The sequence below is a fragment of the Geothermobacter ehrlichii genome (assembly GCF_008124615.1).
Classification (GTDB): Bacteria; Desulfobacterota; Desulfuromonadia; order Desulfuromonadales; family Geothermobacteraceae; genus Geothermobacter; species Geothermobacter ehrlichii.
This window is the reverse complement of sequence record NZ_VNIB01000011.1, coordinates 15,304-39,462: the sequence shown is the minus strand read 5'-3', so window position 1 is coordinate 39,462 and position 24,159 is coordinate 15,304. Positions and strand designations below refer to the sequence as shown.

The following is a 24,159-nucleotide window of genomic DNA, read 5'->3' as shown; positions in this document are numbered from 1 at the left end:
GCACAGAGAAAGCTGCAAGATCCCGGGAGGAATCCGGAATTCACAAAAGCATTTCGCTTTGGACTTTCCATCTTCTGTTGGCTCAGTGGCTCCGTGATGAAATTCTTTTGATGTCTTGGGTGGATGAATGATCCGGCTGGAGAATGTCACCAAGGTCTACAATCCGCGTCGTCCCGATCGGGTGGAGGCGCTGCGCGGGATCACTCTCGACATCCCTCTGCATGGGGTCAGCGTGCTGCAGGGTCCGAGCGGTTCCGGCAAGAGCTCCCTGCTGTCGCTGGTCGGCGGCATGGCCAGACCCACCAGCGGACGGGTGCTGCTTGAGGGGCGGGAGGTGTCGCGGCTGCCGGAGCGTTTTCTCACCGATGTCCGGCGGCAGACCTTCGGTTTCATCTTTCAGCAGTTTCACTTGGTGCGCGAGCTGTCGGCTCGGGAGAATGTCCTGCTGCCGCTTTACCCCCTGGCGGAAGGCTTTGCCGCCATGCGCCGCCGGGCAGACGAGCTGCTGGCCCGGTTCGGGCTGACGGACAAGGCGCAGCACAAGGTGCGCTGGCTATCCGGCGGCGAACAGCAGCGGGTAGCCGTCGCCCGGGCTCTGGTCAACCGGCCGCGGATGGTCATTGCCGACGAACCGACCGCCCATCTCGACAGTCGGCTGAGCAGGGAGCTGCTCGGTATCCTGCACGACCTGGCCGCCGAAGGCCGGGCCGTGCTGCTGGCGACCCACGATCCGCTGGTGGCCGACCATCCGATGGTCGAGAATCGTTTTCGCCTGCGGGACGGCCGCCTGGTCGAGGCTGACGGATGATTCTGCATCCGGGAATACTGGCGCTGCTGCTAGGGGCGCTGCTCTCGCTGCTGCTGCTCACCCTGGCTCTGCCGGAGGTGTGGGCGGTTCTGCGGCGCTGGCGGCCGGAATCCTGTTCGGAGCAGCAGTTGCGGCTGGAGCGCCGGACCAGCCTGGTCTCCACCCTGGTCGCCTACGCTGCCGGTTTTCAGCTTGTCGGCCTGCTCCTCTTTGTCTATGCCACCGACAGCCTGCATGGCCAGTTCGTCGGCGCCATGTGCGCCACCGGCACCCTGAACGCCAACCCGGTCGGCTGGAATCTGCTGCCGCTGAAGTTGATTCTCTTTTTTCTGGCCGCTTTCTGGCTGGCGCTCAATGGCCTGATCCGGCGCGCTCCCGACTACCCCCTGATGCGCACCGTCTACGCTCTGCTGCCGCTGCTGTGGCTGCTGGTACTGCTCGACTTCGTCCTGCAGCTTGATTTCTTTACCGGGTTGCAGCCGCAGATCATCACCTCCTGCTGCGGCTCCCTGTTCAGCACCGCCGGTAGCGGCGTGGCCGGCAGTCTCGGCGGGTTGCCGGTACGGCTGCTGATGGTCCTCTTTTATGGCTGGTCCCTGCTGCTCGTCGGGCTTCTGCTGGCCATGCTGCGCTTTCGCGCCGGCTGGTTGCGGGGAGCGGCGGTACTGGCGGCGGCGGTTTTTCTCCCGCTTTCCCTGGCGGCGACGATTGCTTTCATCGCCGTCTACATCTACCAGCTGCCCGGTCATCACTGCCCGTTCGATCTTTTGCAGGCGGGCTATCACTGGATCGGCTATCCATTGTATTTTGGACTTTTCGGCGGTGGCTTCTTTGCCATGTTGCCGGGGATGGGACGCCTGCTTTGCCGGATTCCGTCGTTGCGGCCCCTGGTCGAGGCCACCGAGCGGCGCTGGATTCTGCTGGCCCTGGCCGGAATCGGCCTCTTTCTGCTGCTGGCGACCTGGCCGGTGGCGACGGGGCCCTTCCGGCTGCTCACCTTCATCTGATGTCAGAGAGTGTCTGCATGAACCTGGTGCGAAGTCTTTCGATTCTGCTGCTGTTGCTGCTGACCGGTTTGCCGTCTTTTGCCGCCCGCTACCAGCGGTCGGTTGCCGTCTACGAGATTCCCGATGTCGAGCTGATCGACCAGAACCGGCAGCGGGTTAGACTGCCCGAGCTTCTGGCTACGGACGAACCGGTTTTCGTCGATTTCATCTACGCCACCTGCACCACCATCTGCCCGGTGATGTCGGCCGGCTTCGCCAACCTGCAGAAGAAACTGGTGAGGGAGAGGCAGTTCGCCCGATTCATTTCCATTACCATTGACCCGGAACATGATTCACCTGAAATTCTCAAAGATTACGCCGCCCGCTACCGGGCGCAGGAAGGGTGGATCTTTCTCACCGGCAGCCGGGACGACATCGTGCGGGTGATGCGCGCTTTCGACGCCTTTGTGCCGGACAAGATGGAACATTACCCGCTGGTGTTCGTTCGCGATCCGGACAGGAAGCACTGGGTGCGCATCTACGGTCTGATCGGCACCCGGGACCTGATGAGCGAATTTCGCAGGCTCTATCCGAAATGAGACGGGGATTCTGCAGTTTACTGTTGACGGCCCTGATGCTGATCGCCGGGCCGGTTGCGGCCGCGGAGCTGGTCGGCGGCTATCCGCCAGACCGGGCCCTGCGTCTCGGCGAGCGAATGTATCGTGAAGGGCTGTTGCCTTCCGGGGAGCCGATGGAGGCCCTGGTCCAGGGAGACATCCCGGTTTCCGGGACCATGTTCAGTTGCCAGTCCTGCCATTTGCGCAGCGGCCTCGGATCGGTGGAGGGGACCATCGTGACGCCTCCGGTCAATGCAGTCGAACTGTTCCAGGACTATACCAAGGCGCCGGCAGAAACCCTGCCGCAGTGGCAGGAGATTCCTTCCTCCATGCGCCCGCCGATGATACGGCCGGCCTATACCGACGAAACCCTGGCCCGGGTCATCTGGACCGGTGTTGATTCCGCCGGCCGCGAAATCAGTCTCACCATGCCCCGTTATCTGCTCGATGAGGCGGACATGGAGGTTCTGGTCTACTATCTCAGGCATCTGTCCGCCCGTCCGTCGCCCGGTGTGACTTCGGATACGATCCGTTTTGCCACGGTGATTGCGGGTGACGTGCCGGCAGGGAAGGCCAAGGCCATGGTCGCTACTCTCGAGGCCTATTTCCGTGATCGCAACCTGCCGACTCGCAGACAAAAGGATCGGGCCCGACGCGGAGTCTTCTATCGCAAGCACATTCTGACCGCCTGGCGGCGGCTTGAACTCGAGGTCTGGCGTCTGGAGGGAGACCCCCAAGGCTGGGAAGATCAGTTGGCCAGGCTTTACGCCCAGAGTCCCGTTTTCGCCCTGGTTGGCGGCCTGGCAGCCGGTGACTGGGAGCCGATTCACCGTTTTTGTGAGCGAATGCGGCTGCCCTGTCTTTTCCCCCTGACGGAACGGCCGGTCATAAGTGAACGGGACTGGTACACTCTCTATTTCAGCAGGGGAGATTATCAGGAAGGGGAAACGCTGGCGCGTTATCTGGCCGGGAAGAAAGGGGACGGTCGAAAGCTGGTCGTTTTGCGCGAAAACGGTGACCGGACGAAGAGGGTTCTGCTCGGTTTCGGCCAAACCTGGGAAAGGCTCGCAGGAGAGCCGGTGTCGGACATTGCCGTCACTCCGGAAGACCTGGCACAGATGGCTCCCCTGAAGGACGGAATCGTCATCTGCGCCGTCACCGACCGTCTGTTGCCGAGACTCTTCGACCTTGTGCGGCGCTCGTCGAACAGTCTTTTTTACCTGTTCCACGGGGTTTCACCGGGATTGGCAAAGAAACTGCCGGCCGATCTGCGGCCGGTCGTACGCATGACCTATCCCTATCGTCTGCCGGAGGCCGAGAGTCGCTATCGGCGGCTGGTTTCGATCTGGCTGCGGGGACGGGGGCTGAAGATGACATACCCGCATGTGCAGACGCGGTGTTATTTCATAGGCTGGATGCTTTCCGGCGTCCTGATGCACTTGCAGAGTGATTACTACCGGGACTTTCTGCTCGACATTTTCGACATGATGAATGACGAGACCTATGCCATTGTCGATTTTCCCCGGCTCAGCTTCGGCCAGGGACAACGCTATGCCGCCAAGGGCTGTTATGTGGTCGGTTTCAATCCGGAAGACGGCAGACTGCAGGTGCTGACCGACTGGGTGATCCACTGACGCTCTTCGGCAAACCCGAGCTGATGGGCGTCAGTGGAACGTCAGGAGGACTGCCCCAGCAGCCCGCGGTAGTCCTCTTCGACCAGCAGCAGGTGCTGATGAGTCGAGCTGGCGTTGGCCAGGTAGATGTCGCGAACCTTCGCGTCGTCGATCTTTTCCGCCATGGCCCGCAGGTTCTTTTCCAGCTGTGCTTCCTGTTCGATGGCCAGCTCCAGAACCAGCCGCTCATCGAAATCGCCGACCAGGGTCCGCTGCAGCGATTTCCACCAGGAGGAGCCGGTGTCGGGAGGGGCGGCCATCAGTTCCTCGAAGGCGGGAAGATCATCGCCCGGATAGGCGTTGTAGAAGGTCAGGGCGTGCTGGCGCTCCTCGCGTCCCAGCAGTTCGAAGGTTTTTTTTACCCGCTCGTCGAAAGCTTTTTCCGCGGCGAAGTTATAGTAATCCATCGCATCTTTTTCGGTCTGGATGGCGCTTCTGATGGCTTCCTTCAGATCCAGCTTCTCCATGCAGCTGCATTCCTCCTGAAAACAGTATACTGTATACAACTTAACATGAAGCGGACGGTGCTGACCAGCATTTTGTGCGCTTCGGAACCCGCCGGCAACGAAGGCCCGCAGCGTCTGAAATTATCTGAAAATTTCAAAAGGAAAGGGGCCAGGCAAATTACCTGACCCCTTGAAATTTGGAGCCACCCAAGGGACTCGAACCCTCGACCTACTGATTACGAATCAGTTGCTCTACCAGCTGAGCTAGGGTGGCAATGAGTAGGACTGGAAAAGTTAAATAGTCCGCGTAGTTAGGTGCTGTTTTTCAATCCGGGGCGACGTGTAAGTGCTTGTTTTTTCGTCGCTGGATTTGTGGATTATCCACGGCCGGGTGTTGGTTGTCAAGGGGGCTGATGCTACGCCCTATCCGCAACATAAATCCCGGTCGATGTGAGGTCGGTGTCGAAGCCGTTGAGGAAGTCGATGACGGCCTGGACGTCGGTGAGGGGGTCGCCGTTGGCGTAGTCGTAGTCGAAGTGGCTGGCGGGGTCGCCGGCGGTTTTGAGGGGGCTGGTGGTGCGGATCCGGACCGAGGTGACGTTGAATGTGCGGTAGTAGTCCCGGCCGCCCCGGTAACCGGTGCCGATGTCGGCGTTGACGATGACCTGAGTGCCGAGGTAGTGGCTGGCCAGGTAGTAGGTCCCGGTCCACGACTCGGTGTAGGTCGATGACGCCACGGAGATGGTCTCGTGGTCCCAGACGATGTCGGTTTCCTGCGCGACGTGGTCCTGCTGGGCCGACAGGGTCGCGCCGTCGAGCAGGGTGGCGGTGCCGGACGATGTGGTGTTGTCATCGGCCGAGGTCACGTCGAGGCAGCCGTTGAAGTAGTGGGTGCCGGTGATCGGGTAGTCGGCTCGCGTCTCGCTTGATGTGTAGCTGTAGGTGCCGTCGGTGGCATAGTCGCCCTGGTAGTCGCCCGAGGCCAGCATGTTCTGCCGGTCGGCTGGCAGGTAGGTGTAGTTGTAGTCGTCTCCGGACTGGATCTCGCCGTTGAGGATGACGTCGCAGGTGCCGGTATTGGGGTCGATGTTGTGGATGGTGCCGGTGCGGTAGCGAGGGCGCCATTTTTCGAGGCCGGGCCGGATGATGATGGCGGTCGAGCCGCGGCCAACCTCGCAGGTGCCGACGTCGCCGGTCAGGTTTGTGGTCAGGTCGGCGCACCAGGCGTCAAGCTCTGCCGGGGTCTGGATCTGTTGCTGCAGCCAGGCGATCCGCTTGGTGATGGCGGTCTGGCGCAGCTCGAGGATGCGCAGCACATGCCGGGCATTGAGCAGCGCGGCGGTGGCGGCGTAGACCAGGGTGACCAGCATGGCACCGGTAAGGCGGATTGACCCGCCGGCCGACGGAGGGTATGCTCGCGCAGAGACGCGGAGACACAGAGAAAGCGCCAGAGGTTTAGTCCACTTTTTGCGCTCTCTGCGTCTTTGCGCGAGACATTGAATGCTTTTTTCTCCCAGGGATTCCCATGCGCCTTCCCTCCCCCCTGCTGGCCGGCACGCTGGTCCGGCGCTACAAGCGGTTTTTCGCTGATGTCGAGCTGGACGACGGCACCCTGGTCACCGCCCATACTCCGAACACCGGCTCGATGCTGCAGTGCGCGGTACCCGGTCATCCGGTGCTGGTGTCGAAAAACGACGATCCCAGGCGCAAGCTCAAATACACCCTGGAGCTGATCCGGGTGAAGGGCCACTGGGTCGACACCCACACGCAGCGCAGCAACCGGGTGGTCGAGGAGGGGCTGCGCTGCGGAAGCATCCCGGAACTGGCCGGTTGCAGGGTGACACCCGAGTTCCGCTTCGGCGCCAGCCGGCTCGATTTTCTGCTCGAACGGGACGGGGAACGGATTCTGGTCGAGGTGAAGAACGTCACCCTGACCGATGGCGGCAGCACGGCGCTCTTTCCCGACGCGGTCACGGTTCGCGGCCGGAAGCACCTGCTGGAACTGGCGGCGGCCGTGGATGCAGGCTACAGGGCGGTGATCTTTTTCCTGGTGCAGCGGGGCGAGGCCGAGGCCTTCGCCCCGGCGGATGAAATCGACCCGGAGTACGGCCGGCTGCTGCGCGAGGTGGCCGGCAGGGGGGTGGAGGTGCTGGCCTACAGAACCGTCGTCAGCGAAACGGAGAACCGCATCGGGGTGCGGCTGCCGGTGATTCTGTAGAAAGTAAAAACATGCGAACTGTCGGCCTGATAACCGAATACAACCCCTTCCACAACGGCCATCTGCACCATCTGCGCGAAAGCCGGCGTCTGGCGAACGCCGAGGTGGCGGTGGCGGTGATGAGCGGCCATTTTCTGCAGCGTGGCGAGCCGGCGCTGGTCGACAAGTGGGTCCGCACCCGCATGGCGCTGGCTGCGGGGGTGGACGTGGTGGTCGAACTGCCGTTTCCCTGGGCCTGCAACAGCGCGCCGGTCTTCGCCGAGGGCGCGGTACGCTGTCTGGAGGCTCTGGGCGGCATTGACGCTCTCTGTTTCGGCAGCGAAAGCGGTGCCCTCGACGGACTGCAGAAAGCCGCCGGGCTGCTGCTCGACCGGGAGGAGAGCATCGACTCTGCTACCCGGCGCCTGCTGCGCGAGGGGATGAGCTATCCGGCGGCGCGGGCGCAGGTGGTGGCGGAGCTGGCCGATCCGAAGCTGGCGGAGCTGCTGGCCAGCCCCAACAACATCCTCGGCGTCGAATATCTCAAGGCCCTGGCCCGGTCGGGCAGTGCCATCCGGCCTCTGACCCTGCCCCGGATCGGCGCCGGCTACCACGAGCAGAGGGCGGTCGGCCGGATTGCCAGCGCCACCGGCATTCGCGCCATGCTGGGCCGGGGAGAGGATGTGGCCGACTATCTGCCGCCGGCCTGCGCGCCGATTCTGGCCGAGGCCCTGCAGGCGGGACTGGGGGTCGACGAGGGATTGCTCCATCGGCTGCTGTCGGCGACCATCCTGCGTGACGCGGAGCGCCTGGCGGAGATCTACCAGGTCGAGGCCGGGCTGCAGAACCGGCTGGTCGAGGCGGCGCAAATCGCGACCGGACTGGAAGAGCTGATTGTGGCGGTCAAGTCCCGCCAGCTGACCCGCACCCGGATTCAGCGGGTACTGACCCATGTGCTGCTCGGAACCCGGCGGGAGCTGGTCGAGGAGGCGCTGGCGACCGGGCCACTCTATTTGCATCTGCTCGGCTGCAGCCGCAGGGGGCAGGCCTGGCTTGCCCGCACCCGGAAGCGCAGAAGCCTGCCGCTGGTCCAGAATTTCAGTCGCATTCACGCCGCACTCCGGCGTCGTTACGGAACGGACGAGCGGCTGCATGCCGCGGCGCTGCGGCAGCTGGCGCTGGAAGAGCGCGCCACCCGGCATTACGCTCTGCTGCTGAAAAAACGGCCGCCCGGCGATCTGCGGCGCGACTACCGGCAGGACGCGATTCTGGCCTGAGCCTGAAGTGAGCTCATCGCCGGCGAATAGCACACCTCAATTGGCCTGCCTGCGCTTTCCAGGAATCACCGGTGAACCTGTGTGGGTGCACCTAAGATTTTTGAAAACCGCATTCAGGCCAAGCAGTTGCACTCTTCATCCGGCATGAACTCGCAGATTCAGGCTGAGGGCTGTCCTACTCGACAATCAGGTTGGGCAGCTCGTCGGCATCGTCTTCGCGACGGGGAAAGTCCTTTTCCAGCAGTTCGCCGCAGCGGTGGATGGCGTCGCAGAGGGCCTGGCAGGCGGTGCCGCCGCGGATGCCGGCGGTGATGCTGTGCACCAGCTCGTCCCAGGTGCCGGGCGGAACCTTCTCGTTGATGCCCTTGTCCGCCAGGATGTGTACCCGGCGCTCGAACAGGGAGATCAGGATGAGGACGCCGGTGCGGTCGCGGGTCTGGTGCAGGCCGTACTGCAGAAAGGAAACCAGCGCCTTCTCCTCGACCTCGGCGTCGATTTCGGCCGGAGGGATCAGGCGCCGCTTGAGGGCGGGGACGCGGCGGATGAGCAGCCAGAAGGCCGCGAAAAAGGCAGCCCAGAAGGGGAGAAAGATCCAGATCGATTCGCTGGCGATCAGCCAGCAGGCGAACAGGGCGCTGGCCAGGGAGAAGCAGCCAGCGCCGATCAGTTCGGCCCGCGGGTAGTCGTAGCTGGCGTCGACGATCAGGGGGACGATCTCGCCGCTGGTGCGCTCCTCGACCTGCCGCACCGCCTGTTCGATGCGGCGGCGTTCCTCCTCGCTGAAAAAAGTGCTGGCTGTCGTTTCGGGCATCTTGTCCTCGGTTTTTACCACGGAGACACGGAGGTGCAGAGAAAACCAGATTCGGCAGGACGCTGACAGACGCTGAAAACATGATAGAAGACCCTTCTGTTTGGCATTCAATCAGCGTAAATCGGTTTTTATCAGCGCCCGTTTCTCTTGTTTTTTTGCCGGTCTCGGTGTCTTCGTTCCTCTGTGGTGAATGTATGATTACCAGCTGCCGGACGCGCCGCCGCCGCCGAAGCCGCCGCCACCGCCGGAAAAGCCTCCTCCTCCGCCAAAGCCACCGCCGAAACCGCCGCCGAAGCCTCCAATCCAGAAACCGCCGTGCCGGTAGCGCCGGCGTCCGCCGCCGAGAAAGAGCAGGCCCGGACCGAGAAAGAGAAGCAGCGGCAGCAGGCCCAGCGGGTGCCGGCGCTTCTTGCGGCTGACGGTGCCGCTTCCCTTGTACTCGCCGCGGACCGCCTCGACCATGCCCCGGATGCCGGCGATGATGCCGCCGTCGAAATCACCCAGCCGGAAATGGGGGACGATCTCGTTGTCGATGATGCGGCCGGCGAGCAGGTCGGTCAACCGGCCCTCGAGTCCGTAGCCGACCTCGATGCGCACCTTGCGTTCGTTTTTGGCCACCAGCAGCAGGGCGCCATTGTCCTTGCCTTGTTGCCCCAGCCCCCAGGTTTCGGCCACTTTCAGGGCGTAGTCTTCCAGCGCCTCGCCCTTGAGGGAGGGGATGGTGAGCACGACGATCTGGGTCGAATCGCTCCGCTCGAAGTCGGTCAGAAAACGCTCGAGCCGTTGCCGGGTTTCACTGCCCAGCAGGCCGGCCAGATCGTTCACGTGCCCGGTCAGACGCGGAACCTCGAGCGCCGCGGCGGGCGCGGCGAACGCCAGGGCGGCGATCAGCGACAGAACTGCAAGGACTCGCTTCGCCATCTAGAATCTGACCTTGGGCGCCTTTTCGGCGCCGGCTTCGGCCTTGAACGGTTCCTTGCGTTCCAGGTGCAGCAGGAACTTGTTGGTCAGGTTGTTGGGAAAGACCCGGATCGAGGTGTTGAAGCGGCGCACCGCCTCGTTGTAGCGCTGGCGGGCGACGTTGATCCGGTTCTCGGTTCCCTCGAGCTGGTGCTGCAGGTCGCGGAAGTTCTGGCTGGCCTTGAGATCGGGATAGCGTTCGGCTACCAGCAGCAGCCGCGACAGGGCGCCGGAGAGCTGCTGCTGCGCCTGCTGGAATCTGCGCAGCGCTTCGGGATTGTCGAGATCCTGCGGCGAAAGGCTGACCTTGCCGATGCTGGCGCGGGCCTCGGTGACTGCCTGAAGGGTTTCCTTCTCGTGGGCGGCATAGGCCTTGACCGTCTCCACCAGGTTGGGGATCAGGTCGGCGCGGCGCTGGTAGGTGGCTTCGACGTCGGCCCAGGCGGCGATGACCGCCTCCTCGTTCTTCTGGATTTCGTTGTAGCCGCAGCCGCCGAGCAGCAGGGGAAGCAGGAGCAGCAGGAACCAGGTTTTTCGCAGCATGTCGTTCGACTCCTCAGGAAGTACGGTTGGTTGATGCAAATTCAATATAGGAATATAGGTGGCCGCCGGAGGTCTGTAAAGACCGCCGGCGAAAATAGATGGTGGCGGCGGATTCCGGTTCAGGGGACGACCAGCCTCAGGCTGCTGCCGAGGCGGCTGCTGCTGACGTCGATGCGCAGGCCGATCTGCTCTTTCAGCTCGGCGACGTGGGAGATGATGCCGATCATGCGTCCGCTCGACTGCAGGTCGATCAGGGTGCGGACGGCCAGGTCGAGGGATTCGGTGTCGAGGCTGCCGAAGCCCTCGTCGATGAACAGGGTGTCGAGCCGGATGCCGCCGGCATGGGCCTGGACCACGTCGGACAGGCCCAGCGCCAGGGAGAGGGCGGCCATGAAGCTTTCGCCGCCCGACAGGGTGGCGACCGGCCGCGTCTTGCCGGTGTAGGCGTCTTCCACCTCGAGGTCGAGGCCCGAGGCCCGGTTGCCCTTGCTTTTGTCCTCGCGGCGCAGCAGCCGGTAACGGCCCCTGCTCATCAGGTGCAGTCGTCGGCTCGCCTCGACGAGAACGTCGTCGAGCAGAACGCTGAGTACGAATCTCTGCAGGCTGATCCGCCGGCCGGTCTGGCCATTGGCGACATCGCTCAGGGTGCCGGTCACCCGGTAGCGGCGGTCGAGTTCGGCCAGTTCGCGGCTGTTCTTGTGCAGCCGTTTTCGGGCCGCGAGCAGTTGTTGCAGACGCTGGTCGCACCGGCGCCAGTCTTCCTGTGCCCGTTTTTTCTCGCTTTCGGCCTGGTCGAGCCGGATCTGCAGGGCGCCCAGGTCGGGCCGCTCCCTGCCGGCCAGCTGTTTCTCCAGCTGGCGGCGGATCCCCTCGTTCTGCTGGACGGCGGTGTCGTGAGCGGCCAGCTGCTGCCGGAGGTTTTCGCAGGTCGCCTCGTCGCACAGCGCCTGCTGCCAGGCCTCTTCGTCATCGAACGGACTCTGTGCCAGCGCCTCGGCCAGCTCCCGCTCCGCATGGGCAAGCTCCTGTTGCGCCCGGGCGTGTTGCCGCCCGGCCTGCTCCAGAGCGCTGCGGGCCGCCTTCACCCCTTCCCGGGCCTGTTGCTGCCGGCCGGTGATTCGGGATATCTCCTTCTCCAGTCCGGCGATCTCTTCCTGCGTTGCCGCCAGTTCCTCGTCGAGACGCTCCGTTTCCCGGTAGGCCTCCGGCACTTCCCGTTCGGCGGCGGCCAGGGCGGCGCGGGCGGCGGTGACGGCCAGCCGGGCCCGGTCGACGGCGGCCTCGCGTTCGGCGATGGCCGTTTCGGCGCTGTCCTCATCCTCCGGTCCGAGGCCCAGTTCGTCGGCTCTCTGCCGCAGGTCGGTTTCCAGCCGGTCGATATCGGTCGGTCCGGCCGCTTCCAGTTCACCGGCGACACGTTCCAGCTCCAGCTGCAGGCCGGCGATACGTTCTCTGGCTTCGCGATAGGCCTCCCGGGCCTGTTCCAGCTGTTTGCGCAGCCCGGCCAGCCTGTCACGGGCCTGTTCGATCTCCTGCTGGCTCGGCAGGGGCTGTTCGCTGCGGGCGGGAGCGGGATGTTCCCGGCTGCCGCAGACCGGGCAGGGAGCGCCCTCGGCCAGTTCGGCGGCGAGAATGGCCGCCTGTCCCCGGTGCCAGGCCAGCTCCAGGGTTCGGACGTTTCTTTCCTGGCGCTCGACCTCGGTCTTCAGATTCTTGCCCAGCGCTTCTTTTTCCTGCAGCTGGTGGCGTTGCCGCTCGAGGTCGGCGGCCAGTTTTCGCCGCTGTCGTTCGAGTTGCCGGCAGGTCGCGAAGCGTGCCCGGTCGAGGCGCAGGCGGGTGACGGCCTCGTCCCGCTCGGCGGCGCGCAGTTTCCGGCGGGCCCGGTCCAGGGTGGCAACGCGCTGCCGGTAGCCCTGCAGGCGGTCCGCCTCCTTTTTTGCCCGTTCCAGCCGGGCCTGCAGCCCGGTGACCCGGGCCAGCTCCCGTTCGCTGTGCTGCAGCTCCTTTTCGGCCGCCTGCAGTTGCCGCCGGCAGCCGGCAACCTGCTTTTCGCCGTCGGTCAGGTCGCGCCGGCAGGCCTGCCGGCGTTCGACGAGCGGCTTCAGCCGCAGCGCCTTGTCCGCCAGCTGCAGCCGGCGGCGCAGGGCCGTCATCTCTTCTGCACGGGCCTCGAGTTGCCGCAGGGCGGCCGTGGCCTGGTCGAGGTTGCGGAAGCCTTCCTCCAGGCTGCGGGCCTGTTCGAGCTGTCGTGCCGCTTCGGCCCATTCCCGCTCCCGCTGGTCCTTCATCGCACAGGTGGTTGCGACCTGCGGTTCCAGCGTGGCGATTTCTCGCTCCAGCTCGTCGGAGCTTTCCACGTCGGCGCCGACGAGAATTTCCTGGCAGCGGCTGACCAGGTCGTCCCGCTGCTTCCGGATGGTGGCGGCCTCGGCCTTGAGCCGCTCCTCGATGCGTCGGTAGATGCCGGTGGCGAAGAGCCGGCTGAAGATGCGTTCCCGCTCGCCGGAATCGGCCATCAGCAGCTGGCGGAACCGGCCCTGCGGCAGGACCATGACCTGGCGGAACTGGTCGACGGAAAGCCCTGTCAGCTCCTCGATGGTGCGGGTCGCCTCACTCACCTTGCTGGCGACCAGGACCCTCTGTCCGCCGTCGACCAGCTCGCAGAGTTCCGCCTGCGGTGCCTGGGTGGTGAAACCGGTGCCGCGACTCTTGGGGCGCTGCTGTTCGGGCAGGCGGCGGATGCGGTAGCGGCGGCTGGCGAGTTCGAACTCGAAGACGACTTCGGTCAGCCGGTCGACGGGAGCCAGGTCGCAGCGCATTTGGTTGCCTTCGCGCTCGTCGCCGGTGGTCCTGCCGTAGAGGGCAAAGCAGATGGCGTCGAGAATGCTGGTTTTGCCGGCGCCGGTCGGGCCGTTGATGAGAAAGAGAGGATTCTCTCCCAGGGCGGTGAAATCGACGGTTTCGCTCCCCGGAAAGGGGCCGAAGGCGGTCATGACCAGGCGGAGCGGACGCATCAGCCGTCCTCCCGGTGCAGCTGTTCGATGATGCCGGCAACCAGCCGGCGCTGTTCCTCATCCAGCTCCCCGCCGGTCACCTGGCGGAAGAAATCCTCGAACATCCGCAGCTCCCCCTGCCGGAGATGCTGCCGGTCGAGGCGCAGGTTTTCCCCGCGGGCCATCAGGCCGGGGCGTTCGAGATGCAGCACGTTGGGATAGACCTCGCGCAGCCTGGCCATCAAATCGAGGATGGCGTGGGTGTCGGTCAGCCGCACCAGCAGATAGTCGTCGCGGCGCGGATCCTGCCGTCCCGCCTCCAGCAGCTCTTCCAGTTCACCCTCGAGGCAGCGCATGTCGCGCAGCGGCTCGAGCGGCAACGTCTCGATGTGCGCCTGGCCCCGGGCATCGATGTCGACCAGGGTGACGCTCTTGCGGTGCCGCTCTTCCGAAAAGGAATACTTTAGCGGCGAGCCGGAGTAGCGGATGTGCGGTTCGCCCCGGTGCTGGGGGCCGTGCAGATGCCCGAGGGCAGCATAGGCGAAACCTGCGAAGTGCTGCGGTGCCACCTGCCCGGCGCCGCCGAGACTTAAGGGGCGTTCCGACTCGCAGGCTTCACCGCCGGCCAGAAAGCAGTGCGCCACCACCACGCAGGGGCGCTGCGGTCCGTTGTGTTGCCGTACCTGTTCGAGCAGCAGGGCCATGGCCTCGTCGTGGCTGGCGACCTCGACCCCGTGCAGCTGGCGTACGATGGCCGGCTCGGCGAAGGGGATCGGGTAGATGGCCAGTTCGTCCTCTCCCTTGCGCAGAACGACCGGTTCCGGCTGCGGTCGGAGGGGGCCTGCCAGGTGCAGGCCGGCTCCGGCCAGCTGGCGCGAGGCGAAGGCGAGCCGCTGCGGGCCGTCGTGGTTGCCTGCGATCAGGATCATCGGCACGCCGAGCCGGTTGCAGATGCGGTGCACCGTTTCGTCGAGCAGTTCCACCGCCGCCGCCGGCGGTACCGACCGGTCGTAGATGTCGCCGGCGACGATCACCGCGTCGACCCGGTGCTGTTCGACGATGCCGACGATCTGTCCGAGGACGTGCCGCTGGTCTTCGAGCAGGGAGACGTTGTGGAACTGGCGGCCGAGATGCCAGTCGGAGGTATGGAGCAGGCGCAGACTCATGGCGCACAATGTAGCAGCCCGCTGTCCGGTGGGCAATCGGTCATCTCCGAGAACACTGGTGCAGGCCCCAATAAAAACGGGACCGCCTCGGCGGTCCCGGTCGGTTGGACAGGTTGTGACAGTCGTTGCCCGCCGGTCAGGGCAGGACGAATGCCGACTTGCAGGAAGGACAGCGTGCCTTCTTGCCGCTCAGGCCTTCCTTGTAGGCGAGCTTGTGGTTGCAGTTGCCGCAGCGGGCCAGTTTGACATCCGGCCTTCGCGGATCGGACTCGAGCGGGATGATGGCCGGCTTTTCCTCCACGGGCTCTTCTGGCTCACCGGCCGGGAACGGCTCGGTGCTCTCTTCCTCTTCGCCGCCCCAGGCGTCCTGTGCGGCGCTGTCCGGCTGGTCCGTGGCGCTCTCTTCTTCCTGGAAGGCTCCCGCGAAGTCCTCCTGGTCGCCGAATGCGGATTCTTCGCCTTCAACCCGCTCCCCGGTCGGAGCGGTCTCTGCCTCCGCCTCCGTCTGGTCATCTTCGGTATCGAAGGCGAAATCGTCGCCGGCGGCGAAGTCGTCACCGGCGGAGCTGAAAAGCTCTTCCTCGGTGGTTTCTTGCGTCTCTTCGCCGAACTCCTCGTCTGCGACGGAAAAATCGAAACCGCCATCGTCCGCCGCAGGTTCGTCCCGTGGCTGTTCAAGGGCGGACCCGGTTTCGGTAGGGGCGGACGCTTCATCTGCAGGCGCTTCTTCCACGGCCATGGCCGCCGCCGTTTCGGCGGCGAGCTCTTCGGCTGCGGAGGTCTCAGCCGTTGTCTCTTCGTCCGCCGTGGCGTCGAAGGAGGCGGCGGTTGTGGCTGTCGTGGCGGTGTCATCCGCTGGCGGCAGGTGGCCGGCATCCTGCTGCAGCGTCAACAGCCGGTCGAATTTTTCGTTGAGGCTTTTCAGTTCCTGGCTGGCGGTGTAGGTCCATTTCCAGATCCGCCAGATGAAGAATGGGACCAGGATGGAAAGAATCAGTCCCAGCAGGGAAAAGATCAGGCCCAGCATCCCTCCGGCGGCGCCCATCATCTGCATCATGCCATTGTCCATGTCGGTTTCTCCCGCAAACGCAGTTCAGCTTGAGTTGCCCAAGTAAAGTTTTTCTCCTTTAATAAACCGCCAGGGAACTAAGTGTCAATATTTTAAGCATTTTTCAGGGGAGAACCAGCAGGGACGCGCAGTTGGTGCAGGGAACGGTCCGTCCCCTGTGGGCCGGCTTGTAATTCATCTTGGTCCGGCACCGGCCGCAGGTGACGCCCCTGAGGTTCGGATGCCCCGAGTCAGTGGGGATGGCCTCCGCGTAGCCACTGTCGGGCCAGGCGGCACGACGGGAGCAGCTGGGACAGGTCCAGATCTTGGGTTTCCGGTTGCCGGGACGGCGCCGTAGCAGCCTGGCAAGGAGGCCCGGTTCAGGGTGCGGTGGAAGGTGGACGGTCTGTTGACAATGGGGGCAGCGGACGGGGGGGTGTTCTGGCTGCATGTCTGAATCTCCAGATCGTATTGAATTCCAAAGGTTGTCACCGCGGGTGACCATCTTTGACCCGGTCTGTTTTCCGCCGGCGGCACAAGTGTCACAAACAGTCGTTTTCGATGGTCCCTCCGTTTCGACCGGGCAGGTCAGGCCGGAGATGACGCAAGATGCATGCCCGGATCCGCGGCCGAATTTTCCTGTCGGACATCCCCTTGCGCAAGTCGTCCCGGTGGGCTTAAATTGACTAAAGAGGCCGGAAACGGCCGGGGAAGATCGCCGAGAGAAGGAGTTGCAGGATTGGCCAGGGAGTGGACGGGAGCCCAGACGGGGGTCAACGAGAAAAGCCAGACCAGGACGGAGCTACCCCCCCTGTTCCGGGTGTTGATGCACAACGACGACTACACGACCATGGATTTCGTGGTCGAGGTGTTGCAGAAAGTCTTCCACAAGTCGGCGACCGAAGCCAACCGGATCATGCTGCACATCCACCACAAGGGGGTTGGCGTCTGCGGCGTTTTTCCCTACGAAGTCGCCGAAACCAAGATCGCGCAGGTACACAATCTGGCGCGACAGACCGGATTTCCTCTTCGCTGCAGCCTCGAAGAGGCATGACGGACAACGAGGTTCCATGTTCAGTACTGAAGTCCAGATCGCTTTTTCCCTCGCGGTGCGTGAGGCCCAGCGCCGGCACCACGAATTTCTGACCTCCGAGCACCTGCTCTACGCCATTCTGTTCGAGGAGCAGGGGCAGGAGATCATCCGTGCCTGCGGCGGCGACCTGACCGACCTGCGTCGGGATCTCGAGGCGTTTTTCGACGAAAAGCTCGAGACCCTGCCCGGTGAGGAGGAGTTCGTTCCGGAGCAGACCATCGGCCTGCAGCGCGTCTTGCAGCGGACGGTGCTGCACATGCAGTCCGCCGGCAAGAAGGAGATCACCGTCGGCGATCTGCTGGCCGCCATTCTCGAAGAGAAGAATTCCCACGCCGCCTATTTTCTCAACCGGCAGGGGGTCGATCGGCTCGATGTGCTCAACTACATTTCGCACGGCGTCAGCCGGGTGCCCGAGCGTCCGGCGCGCGAATCGGAACAGCCGCGCCGGCATGAGCGGACCGAGTTGGAAAAGCCGGCCAAGACCGATCCGCTCGAACAGTTCACCATCAACCTGCTGCAAAAGGCGCGGGACGGCCGGATCGATCCGCTGATCGGACGGGAGGCCGAACTGGCGCGGACCATCCAGGTGCTCTGCCGCCGGCGCAAGAACAATCCGGTATTCGTCGGCGAACCGGGGGTCGGCAAGACCGCTCTGGCCGAGGGGCTGGCGTTGCGTATCGCCCGCGGCGAGGTGCCGGACCTGCTGGCCGACAGCGAAATCTACAGTCTCGACATGGGGGCGCTTCTGGCCGGCACCAAGTTCCGCGGCGATTTCGAAGAGCGACTCAAGGCGGTGATCCAGGCCTTGGGTGAGCGGGAGAAGGTTATTCTCTTCATCGACGAGATTCATACCATCGTCGGAGCGGGCGCCACCAGTGGCGGCTCGCTCGACGCCTCGAATATTCTCAAGCCGGTGCTGGCCGGCGGCGAGATCCGCTGCATCGGTTCGACCACCTACGAGGAGTACAAGAATCTGTTCGACAAGGACCGCGCCCTTTCCCGCCGTTTCCAGAAGATCGATGTGCCCGAGCCGAGCATCGAGGAGACGGTGGCCATTCTGCAGGGACTGCGTCCGCGCTACGAGGAGCACCACGGTGTCAGCTACAGCGATGAGGCGCTGCGGGCGGCGGCCGAACTTTCCGCCCGGCATATCAACTTCCGCCATCTTCCGGACAAGGCGATCGACGTGATCGACGAAGCCGGGGCTTTTGCCCGGCTGCAGCCGCGCCGTCGCCGCACCATCGGCGTGGCCGACATCGAGAAGATAGTCGCCGGTATCGCCCGCATTCCCGCCCGCACCGTTTCGCGCAGCGAAGGCGCGCGACTGCAGAACCTGGAACGCGATCTCAAGCGCGCGGTCTTCGGGCAGGACCAGGCCATCGAGACTCTGTGCAAGGCCATCTGGCGCGCCCGTGCCGGCCTTGGCCATCCCGACCGGCCGGTCGGTTCCTTCCTGTTCACCGGCCCCACCGGCGTTGGCAAGACCGAGGTAGCGAAGCAGCTGGCGAAAACCATGGGGGTCGAATTTTTGCGCTTCGACATGAGTGAATACATGGAGAAGCATTCGGTGGCCCGGCTGATCGGCGCGCCGCCTGGCTATGTCGGTTTTGACCAGGGCGGACTGTTGACCGAGGCTGTGACCCGGCATCCCTATGCCGTGCTGCTGCTCGACGAGATCGAAAAGGCGCACCCGGACCTGTTCAACATTCTGCTGCAGGTGATGGACTACGGCACTTTGACCGACAACAGCGGCAAGCATGTCGATTTTCGCAACGTGGTCCTGATCATGACCAGCAACGTCGGGGCCAGGGAGATGAGCGCCCGTCTCATCGGTTTCGGCGAGGGGCGGACGGCAACGGCGAAAGGGGCCGTCGAAAAGACCTTCTCGCCCGAGTTCCGCAACCGGCTCGATGCCATTGTCTCTTTCTCCGCCCTCGACAGCGATGTCATGGAGCGGGTGGTCGACAAGATGATCGCCGAGTTGAAGCGGCCGCTGGCCGACAAGGATGTCAGGCTGGAGCTGTCGCCGGCCGCCCGGCGCTATCTGGCCCGCAAGGGCTATGATCCGGCTTTCGGCGCCCGTCCCCTGTCGCGTCTGATCCAGAGCGAGATCGGTGACCTGGTGGCGAACGAGATCCTCTTCGGCCGGTTGCGTTCGGGCGGTCGGGTCCGCATCGGCTGCCGTGGCGACAGGCTCGTCTTCAGTTATCCGGATCACGGGGAGTGATGCCCGTCTATCGTCTCGGAGACGCCCTGGTCTTTCCGCCGCCGCATCTGGCCGAGGCAAACGGTCTGCTTGCCGTCGGCGGCGACCTGGCGAGCGAACGGCTGCTGCTCGCCTATTCGATGGGGATTTTTCCCTGGTTCAACGAGGGCGATCCCCTCCTCTGGTGGTCTCCGGATCCGCGCTGTGTCCTTTTTCCAGGTGAGTTGCACGTCTCCCGCAGTCTGGCGAAAACCCTGCGTCGCGGACGATACAGGATCAGCTTCGACCAGGCCTTCGATCAGGTCGTCGAGCTCTGCGCCGGACTGCGTCGCCGGTCTCAAGAGGGAACCTGGATCACTCCGCAGATGCAGGAGGCTTACGGTCGTCTGCACCGTCTCGGTTATGCCCACTCGGTGGAGGCCTGGCACGAGGGAGAGCTGGCAGGCGGTCTTTACGGAATCTGTCTGGGACGGTTCTTTTTCGGCGAGTCGATGTTCTCCCGGCGGCGGGACGCGTCGAAGGTGGCTTTTGTTACGCTGGTTCGCAGTCTGCAGGCGGCCAATTTTCTCCTGATCGACTGCCAGCTGCCCAGTCCCCATCTCCATTCCCTCGGGGCCCGTGACCTCGATCGCGAACGTTTTCTGCACCTGCTCGACCTCGGCGGTCTGCGGGTCTCTCCCCGCCCCGAACCCGGCTTTTTCCCCTCCGAACCGATCGCTTCAGCTGCGGTCTGACGATCCTTTTTGGTTGTCTAAAAATTAGGCAAAACGCCAGCGTCCGTCTGTCTCTGCCGATTGTGGATGTTCGTACCCAGATTGCCCACAGGGTTTTCCACGAAATTGTGGATGAGTTGGAAAAAAGCTTTTAAATCAATGGGATAATCAAATAATCAGGAAGGATTTTCCGACGGACTCTCGGCCAAGGTTCGGGTTTCACGCAGGAAAGTCTCGATTTTCTGCTGATCGCTCTTCAGGATGTTGATGAATTGCAGGCCGGCGGTCCGTTTCTCCGCCTGGTCATCGTCTTCCTCGGCGATCCAGACCACTTCCGCCAGGGCACAGATGGGGGTGTTTTCCGGCTGCAACTGGATGAGGACCATGCACAGGTCGGCCACCTGAACCGACGACTTGATGGCAAAGCGCAGCCCGCCGGTGCCGAGATTGATGGCGACCCGGGGAAAGTGTCCCAGTTTTTCCAGACTGCGCTGGCCGGCAAGAATGCGGACATTCTTTTCCCACTGGCTGCGAAAAGTACGCAGAGCACCGTGTCCGCGGGTATAGCGCAGGCCGACCGTCACGTCGCCACGGGGGTGGATGCGCCGCTGGAAGGCCTGCAGGTCGTTGTTGAGCCTGATCTCGACCTGGTCCCGGTCCAACTGCCGCTGGAAGTTTCCGGTGATGCGAATGCCGAGTCCCAGAGCTTCACCCACCAGTTCGACGGGCATCTCGGGTTCGAAGGGATATTCTTCGCCGGGACGGTTCTCGTAAGGGAAATAGAGGCAGATCACGTCTTCCGCAAGGCGAACCACGTAGGCGCTCAGATTTTCGATTCGCTCCTGGTCGTCGCGCAGGGGGCGCAGCAGCAGTTTCTGGTCCGGTCGGAAGTATTTCGAATAGGGCATGGTGTCAAGAATGAAAAAGGGGGACTGGCTCAGTCCCCCCTCTGGCTGCCGAAAAAGATTCGAGTGCAAGGCATCCGAATCTTTTTCGGCAGCCAGTGTTTATGTTCAGTTCACAATGCAATCGTTGTCGGGCAAAGGCCCTGCATACCGTTTTGACGGACAGAATAGGTTTTTTGCCTGCTCCTGTCTACATCTCGTGGCAGGAGTCGCAGTTGTCGTCGACGCTGAAGGCGGTGTCGCCGTCGTGGCAGGCGCCGCAGGCCTCGCCCTCGCCCATCTGGTCCATGGTGAAAGCAGGGTTCTTTTTCCGGTCGGGGACGAAAATCCCCGGATGACATTCGTCACAGCCGTACATCTCGGTGTGAACCGAGTGGGGGAAGGTGGCCGGGCCGGCGTCGGTTTCGAACTTGATATCCGCCGTCGGATGGCAGGCCGCGCAATTTTCACTGACCGAGAAGGCGGTATCGCCGTCGTGGCAGGCGCCGCAGGCCTCGCCCTCGCCCATCTGGTCCATGGTGAAATGCGGATTTTTCTTCTGGTCCGGCACGAACAGGTCCGGATGGCATTCGCTGCAGCCGTACATTCCGGTGTGAATCTCGTGGCTGAACAGGGCCGGCGCCGTGTCGTTGGTGAAACGGATGTCACGGGTCGGATGGCAGGTGCTGCAGTCTTCCTTGACGCTGAAGGCGCGGTCGCCGTTGTGGCAGGCGCCGCAGGCCTTGCCCTTTTCCATGTCGGCCATGGTGAAATCGGGGTTTTTCTTGGTGACGATATTGAAGATCTTGTTGTGGCAGGTCGGGCAGTTCTTGCCGACGGCCTCGAGATGGTTGTAATGGCTGAATTCGACCGGTCCGGTCGCCTCGACCTGGAACACGACCTTGTCCTTGATCCAGCGGGCGCTGAGGGGGCCGGGAACAATCAGCAGCATCAGAATGGCGATGGGCAGAATCCGTTTCATTCTTTCCTCCTGTCTTCCGGCATGCCGCCGGGCGGCGGTCCGGAATGCATCATTCACGGGTGGGCCGGTTGGCTCGGGCCTTCCCTGACTGGCAAGTTCCATGCCTCTTTGCCGGAGGCGTCTCTTCCCAGAGCGAGCCGGCCGGTCAGATCGTCGACAAACTGCCTGGCGACGCGGCCCGAACGGCTTCCGCGGCCGGCGGCCCAGCTCAAAGCCTCTTTTTCCAGCAATGGCGCGGGAATGTCAAGCTTCCGCTTTTTCGCCAGATGGTGGACGATGGCGAGATAGGTCTGCCGGCTGAAGGGATAGAAGCCGAGACTGATGCCGAACCGGTCGGAAAGGGAGAGCTTTTCGGCGATCCGCTCCTCGGGATGAATCTCTTCTTCACCGGTGTTTTCGGTCAGCTTTTCCGGTATCAGGTGGCGGCGGTTGCTGGTGGCGTAAATGAGCATGTTTTCCGGCGGCGTCTCGAGCCCGCCTTCGAGCAGGGCCTTGAGCTCCCGGTAGTCGATCTCCTGTTCGTCAAAGGACAGGTCGTCGCAGTAGAGGATGAACCGCCAGGGTGCGGGACGCAGGCGGGAGGCGATCTGCCGCAGATCGAAAAGATGTTCCTTCTGCAGTTCCACCAGCCGCAGTCCCTCGTCAGCGTAGAGACTGAGCAGGCTGCGCACGGCTGTCGACTTTCCTGTTCCCCGTTCTCCCCAGAGCAGCACATTGTTCGCCGGCAGGCCGCGGACGAACTGCCGGGTATTGCGCCGCAGGACGGCAAGCTGCCGGTCGATGCCGAGCAGGTCGTCCGGGTCGGGCAGGTCGGGATGGGCGATGGCCTCCAGATGGCCGCCGTCGTCGCTTGCCCGCCAGCGCAGGGCCAGGCAGCTTTCCAGATCGGGAAGGGGCGGAGCGTCCGGCACGAGCTGTCGCTCGAGGGCGGTTTCGCCCAGCTCGATCAGCCGTTCGATGCGTTCGAGCAGATGGTGCCAGTTGATTTCCCGCCGGTTCATGAGGTCCTTTCCCCGAAAGTGTGTCTTGAAGGCCGGTTGGGCCCGTTTGATGGCCGCATACTATACCAAAGGCGGCCGTTGCGCCCAGTCTTTTTCGGCGTCGGCGTTCTGTGGTAGATTCAGCCACCGCGCGATGGATGTCGGAAGGATTCGGGAAGGAGGCGATTTGAAAAACCGCACAGTCGAACAGTACGCCGTGGTGCCGCCGGGATTCGAGCCGGTCTGCGCCGCCGAGCTGGCCGCCCTCGGGATAACCGGCATCAGGCAGGAGAAGGGTGGCGTCAGATGGCAGGGCGGGCTGCGCGAACTCTATCTGGCCAACCTCTGGCTGCGAACGGCGAGCCGGGTGCTGGTGCGCTTCGCCGAGCTGACGGTCCGGGATTTTCCGACCCTGTTCCGCCGGGCGGCGCGCCTGTCCTGGGGGGAATTCGTCCGCCCCGGCCAGCGGGTCGCGTTTCGGGTGACCAGCCGCCGTTCGCGGCTGATGCACACCGGACGTATCTCCGAAACCCTCGCCCTGGCACTGCGGCACGCGCTGGGCGATCCGCCGGACAACCCGGAGCTTCCCGAGCAGCAGGTCGTGGTGCGGCTGCATCAGGACCGCATGCTGCTGTCGATCGACAGCAGCGGCGAGCATCTGCATCGACGGGGATACCGCCGGCTGCAGGGCAAGGCCCCCCTGCGGGAAAACCTGGCGGCGGGCATGCTGTTGCTGGCCGGCTGGAATGGAGAGACGCCGCTGGTCGATCCCTTCTGCGGCGCGGGAACCCTGCCCATCGAGGCGGCGCTCATCGCCGGTCGAATACCGCCCGGTCAGATGCGGACCTTCGCTTTCATGCACTGGCCCGGTTACAGGGCCGGACTGTGGAAACTGCTGCTCGACGAGGCGCGCCGGCATCGACGTCCTCTGCCGGCGGCGCTGATCGTCGCCGGCGACAGTGACGCCGCCGTGCTCGATCTGGCCCGGCAGAACGCCGAAACCGCCGGCGTCGGCGAGGCCATTGCCTGGAGCCGGAACGATTTCGCCGCCATTGGCCTGCCGGAATGCCCCGGGCTGGTGGTGGCCAATCCTCCCTACGGCGAGCGGCTGGGCGACGATGCCGAGGTGCGGCGGCTCTATCGGCGGTTGGGGGAGTGCTGCCAGCGGCAATGGCGCGACTGGAACAAGGCCATCCTGACGCCGAATCCTGCCTGGCTGGGCGACTGGGCGCGGGGGCGGCCGCACCTGCCGCTGCGCAATGGCGGCCTTGCCGTCTGGCTGGTCCGTGATGCTGTATTTGCCAATTAGGGGTTGATTTTTGGCGCCGGTTGCTCTAATGTTCACTTTCGTTTCGCTGGCGAAACCGGCGGAACCTGAGTCCGCAAGAGAAAGCGAGGTGATCCTCGGGTGGAAATCACGGTTGTCGACGGCAATGTCGAAAAGGCGATCCGGGTTCTGAAGCGCAAGCTGCAGCAGGAGGGCCTGTTTCGCGAGATGAAGCAGCGCAAGTTCTACGAAAAACCCTCCGTCAAACGCAAGCGCAAGGAGAAGGAAGCCCAGCGCCGGCTGCGCAAGAAGATGCGTTCCATGCGCCGGGACTGATCCCGCCGCCACAACGAACAGACAGAAAAAGGGCCGACCCTCGAGGGTCGGCCCTTTTTGTCTGTAAGGGATAACGGGACGTGCCGTAGTCTCTCCGGGTGAACCGTGGAGACGGTCGAGAAGGGGGCAGATGCAAGGCGTCCCGATGATCGAGGAGTGAGGTGAGGTGTCGT

General features: G+C 63.8%; 21 protein-coding genes, 1 tRNA gene and 1 pseudogene. 11 read left to right on the top strand and 12 right to left on the bottom strand.

What is annotated here, in order from left to right:
• The first annotated feature begins 127 nt into the window (after positions 1-127).
• The 4 genes from EDC39_RS11325 to EDC39_RS11310 are packed head-to-tail and all read left to right on the top strand — an operon-like array spanning position 128 to position 4,045.
• Positions 128-808 carry an ABC transporter ATP-binding protein gene (locus EDC39_RS11325; RefSeq protein WP_148896501.1) on the top strand — a complete coding sequence of 227 codons (681 nt, stop codon included), beginning with the start codon at positions 128-130 and terminating at the stop codon, positions 806-808.
• On the top strand, positions 805-1,815 hold the full coding sequence (locus EDC39_RS11320; protein ID WP_148896500.1) for a hypothetical protein: 1,011 nt from the start codon (positions 805-807) through the stop codon (positions 1,813-1,815). Before EDC39_RS11325 ends, EDC39_RS11320 begins: the two co-directional genes overlap by 4 nt.
• A 17-nt stretch (positions 1,816-1,832) precedes the next feature.
• On the top strand, positions 1,833-2,393 hold the full coding sequence (locus tag EDC39_RS11315; protein WP_148896499.1) for an SCO family protein: 561 nt from the start codon (positions 1,833-1,835) through the stop codon (positions 2,391-2,393).
• Complete coding sequence (locus tag EDC39_RS11310) at positions 2,390-4,045, top strand: type 1 periplasmic-binding domain-containing protein (protein WP_148896498.1); 1,656 nt, start codon at positions 2,390-2,392, stop codon at positions 4,043-4,045. Before EDC39_RS11315 ends, EDC39_RS11310 begins: the two co-directional genes overlap by 4 nt.
• Positions 4,046-4,086: 41 nt before the next feature.
• On the opposite strand, the gene EDC39_RS11305 is transcribed toward EDC39_RS11310, so the two are convergent.
• From EDC39_RS11305 to EDC39_RS11295, 3 genes are all read right to left on the bottom strand, one after another.
• Positions 4,087-4,551: a ferritin-like domain-containing protein gene (locus EDC39_RS11305; protein ID WP_148896497.1), complete on the bottom strand. Its 465-nt coding sequence runs from the start codon at positions 4,549-4,551 to the stop codon at positions 4,087-4,089.
• A 177-nt stretch (positions 4,552-4,728) separates the two neighbouring features.
• Positions 4,729-4,804, bottom strand: a tRNA-Thr gene (locus tag EDC39_RS11300).
• Between the two features lie 142 nt (positions 4,805-4,946).
• Positions 4,947-5,900 carry a hypothetical protein gene (locus tag EDC39_RS11295; protein WP_148896496.1) on the bottom strand — a complete coding sequence of 318 codons (954 nt, stop codon included), beginning with the start codon at positions 5,898-5,900 and terminating at the stop codon, positions 4,947-4,949.
• Positions 5,901-6,055: 155 nt separating this feature from the next.
• Here EDC39_RS11295 and sfsA point away from each other — a divergent pair, with 155 nt between their 5' ends.
• Positions 6,056-6,748 (top strand): DNA/RNA nuclease SfsA, encoded by a 693-nt coding sequence (gene sfsA, locus EDC39_RS11290; protein ID WP_148896495.1) that lies wholly within the window; start codon positions 6,056-6,058, stop codon positions 6,746-6,748.
• A gap of 11 nt (positions 6,749-6,759) precedes the next feature.
• Positions 6,760-8,004 (top strand): nucleotidyltransferase, encoded by a 1,245-nt coding sequence (locus EDC39_RS11285; protein WP_148896494.1) that lies wholly within the window; start codon positions 6,760-6,762, stop codon positions 8,002-8,004.
• Positions 8,005-8,179: 175 nt separating this feature from the next.
• Here EDC39_RS11285 and EDC39_RS11280 read toward each other — a convergent pair whose 3' ends face one another.
• The 6 genes from EDC39_RS11280 to EDC39_RS11255 all read right to left on the bottom strand — a co-directional run bounded on the left by EDC39_RS11280 (position 8,180) and on the right by EDC39_RS11255 (position 15,546).
• Complete coding sequence (locus tag EDC39_RS11280; protein ID WP_148896558.1) at positions 8,180-8,815, bottom strand: TPM domain-containing protein; 636 nt, start codon at positions 8,813-8,815, stop codon at positions 8,180-8,182.
• A gap of 198 nt (positions 8,816-9,013) precedes the next feature.
• A complete protein-coding gene (locus EDC39_RS11275) occupies positions 9,014-9,736 on the bottom strand; it encodes a TPM domain-containing protein (RefSeq protein WP_148896493.1) in 723 nt (240 codons plus the stop codon).
• Complete coding sequence (locus tag EDC39_RS11270) at positions 9,737-10,318, bottom strand: LemA family protein (RefSeq protein WP_148896492.1); 582 nt, start codon at positions 10,316-10,318, stop codon at positions 9,737-9,739.
• 119 nt (positions 10,319-10,437) lie between these two features.
• Positions 10,438-13,332 (bottom strand): AAA family ATPase, encoded by a 2,895-nt coding sequence (locus EDC39_RS11265; RefSeq protein WP_148896491.1) that lies wholly within the window; start codon positions 13,330-13,332, stop codon positions 10,438-10,440.
• Complete coding sequence (locus tag EDC39_RS11260) at positions 13,332-14,471, bottom strand: exonuclease SbcCD subunit D C-terminal domain-containing protein (protein WP_148896557.1); 1,140 nt, start codon at positions 14,469-14,471, stop codon at positions 13,332-13,334. Before EDC39_RS11260 ends, EDC39_RS11265 begins: the two co-directional genes overlap by 1 nt.
• A 142-nt stretch (positions 14,472-14,613) precedes the next feature.
• Positions 14,614-15,546: a hypothetical protein gene (locus EDC39_RS11255; RefSeq protein ID WP_148896490.1), complete on the bottom strand. Its 933-nt coding sequence runs from the start codon at positions 15,544-15,546 to the stop codon at positions 14,614-14,616.
• Between the two features lie 718 nt (positions 15,547-16,264).
• On the opposite strand from EDC39_RS11255, the gene clpS reads away from it, so the two are divergent.
• Genes clpS through aat form a run of 3 tightly spaced genes read left to right on the top strand, consistent with a single transcriptional unit; the run spans position 16,265 to position 19,558 of the window.
• The gene (gene clpS, locus EDC39_RS11250) at positions 16,265-16,579 is read left to right on the top strand and encodes an ATP-dependent Clp protease adapter ClpS (protein ID WP_246140243.1); all 315 of its coding nucleotides are present in this window, start codon (positions 16,265-16,267) and stop codon (positions 16,577-16,579) included.
• A gap of 16 nt (positions 16,580-16,595) precedes the next feature.
• Positions 16,596-18,845 (top strand): ATP-dependent Clp protease ATP-binding subunit ClpA, encoded by a 2,250-nt coding sequence (gene clpA, locus EDC39_RS11245; protein WP_148896488.1) that lies wholly within the window; start codon positions 16,596-16,598, stop codon positions 18,843-18,845.
• Positions 18,845-19,558, top strand: coding sequence for a leucyl/phenylalanyl-tRNA--protein transferase (aat, locus tag EDC39_RS11240; RefSeq protein WP_148896487.1), 714 nt, complete (start codon positions 18,845-18,847; stop codon positions 19,556-19,558). The genes clpA and aat overlap by 1 nt, the downstream gene beginning before the upstream one ends.
• Positions 19,559-19,713: 155 nt before the next feature.
• Here aat and EDC39_RS11235 read toward each other — a convergent pair whose 3' ends face one another.
• The 3 genes from EDC39_RS11235 to EDC39_RS11225 form a co-directional block, all read right to left on the bottom strand.
• Entirely contained in the window at positions 19,714-20,445 is a 732-nt protein-coding gene (locus EDC39_RS11235) for a PilZ domain-containing protein (RefSeq protein ID WP_148896486.1), read from the bottom strand.
• Between the two features lie 187 nt (positions 20,446-20,632).
• Positions 20,633-21,403, bottom strand: coding sequence for a cytochrome c3 family protein (locus EDC39_RS11230; RefSeq protein ID WP_187426761.1), 771 nt, complete (start codon positions 21,401-21,403; stop codon positions 20,633-20,635).
• A 53-nt stretch (positions 21,404-21,456) separates the two neighbouring features.
• Entirely contained in the window at positions 21,457-22,404 is a 948-nt protein-coding gene (locus EDC39_RS11225; protein ID WP_148896484.1) for an ATP-binding protein, read from the bottom strand.
• Between the two features lie 166 nt (positions 22,405-22,570).
• On the opposite strand from EDC39_RS11225, the gene EDC39_RS11220 reads away from it, so the two are divergent.
• On the top strand, positions 22,571-23,692 hold the full coding sequence (locus EDC39_RS11220) for a THUMP domain-containing class I SAM-dependent RNA methyltransferase (RefSeq protein ID WP_187426760.1): 1,122 nt from the start codon (positions 22,571-22,573) through the stop codon (positions 23,690-23,692).
• A gap of 99 nt (positions 23,693-23,791) precedes the next feature.
• Positions 23,792-24,060, top strand: a pseudogene (gene rpsU / locus EDC39_RS11215) (30S ribosomal protein S21).
• Positions 24,061-24,159: the final 99 nt, after the last annotated feature.

Bases quoted from the DNA above. Each gene is read 5' to 3' on its own strand.
- EDC39_RS11325 (WP_148896501.1), top strand. From the start codon at position 128: ATGATCCGGCTGGAGAATGTCACCAAGGTCTACAATCCGCGTCGTCCC.
- EDC39_RS11320 (WP_148896500.1), top strand. From the start codon at position 805: ATGATTCTGCATCCGGGAATACTGGCGCTGCTGCTAGGGGCGCTGCTC.
- EDC39_RS11315 (WP_148896499.1), top strand. From the start codon at position 1,833: ATGAACCTGGTGCGAAGTCTTTCGATTCTGCTGCTGTTGCTGCTGACC.
- EDC39_RS11310 (WP_148896498.1), top strand. From the start codon at position 2,390: ATGAGACGGGGATTCTGCAGTTTACTGTTGACGGCCCTGATGCTGATC.
- EDC39_RS11305 (WP_148896497.1), bottom strand. From the start codon at position 4,551: ATGGAGAAGCTGGATCTGAAGGAAGCCATCAGAAGCGCCATCCAGACC.
- EDC39_RS11295 (WP_148896496.1), bottom strand. From the start codon at position 5,900: ATGCTGGTCACCCTGGTCTACGCCGCCACCGCCGCGCTGCTCAATGCC.
- sfsA (WP_148896495.1), top strand. From the start codon at position 6,056: ATGCGCCTTCCCTCCCCCCTGCTGGCCGGCACGCTGGTCCGGCGCTAC.
- EDC39_RS11285 (WP_148896494.1), top strand. From the start codon at position 6,760: ATGCGAACTGTCGGCCTGATAACCGAATACAACCCCTTCCACAACGGC.
- EDC39_RS11280 (WP_148896558.1), bottom strand. From the start codon at position 8,815: ATGCCCGAAACGACAGCCAGCACTTTTTTCAGCGAGGAGGAACGCCGC.
- EDC39_RS11275 (WP_148896493.1), bottom strand. From the start codon at position 9,736: ATGGCGAAGCGAGTCCTTGCAGTTCTGTCGCTGATCGCCGCCCTGGCG.
- EDC39_RS11270 (WP_148896492.1), bottom strand. From the start codon at position 10,318: ATGCTGCGAAAAACCTGGTTCCTGCTGCTCCTGCTTCCCCTGCTGCTC.
- EDC39_RS11265 (WP_148896491.1), bottom strand. From the start codon at position 13,332: ATGCGTCCGCTCCGCCTGGTCATGACCGCCTTCGGCCCCTTTCCGGGG.
- EDC39_RS11255 (WP_148896490.1), bottom strand. From the start codon at position 15,546: ATGGACAATGGCATGATGCAGATGATGGGCGCCGCCGGAGGGATGCTG.
- clpA (WP_148896488.1), top strand. From the start codon at position 16,596: ATGTTCAGTACTGAAGTCCAGATCGCTTTTTCCCTCGCGGTGCGTGAG.
- aat (WP_148896487.1), top strand. From the start codon at position 18,845: ATGCCCGTCTATCGTCTCGGAGACGCCCTGGTCTTTCCGCCGCCGCAT.
- EDC39_RS11235 (WP_148896486.1), bottom strand. From the start codon at position 20,445: ATGCCCTATTCGAAATACTTCCGACCGGACCAGAAACTGCTGCTGCGC.
- EDC39_RS11230 (WP_187426761.1), bottom strand. From the start codon at position 21,403: ATGAAACGGATTCTGCCCATCGCCATTCTGATGCTGCTGATTGTTCCC.
- EDC39_RS11225 (WP_148896484.1), bottom strand. From the start codon at position 22,404: ATGAACCGGCGGGAAATCAACTGGCACCATCTGCTCGAACGCATCGAA.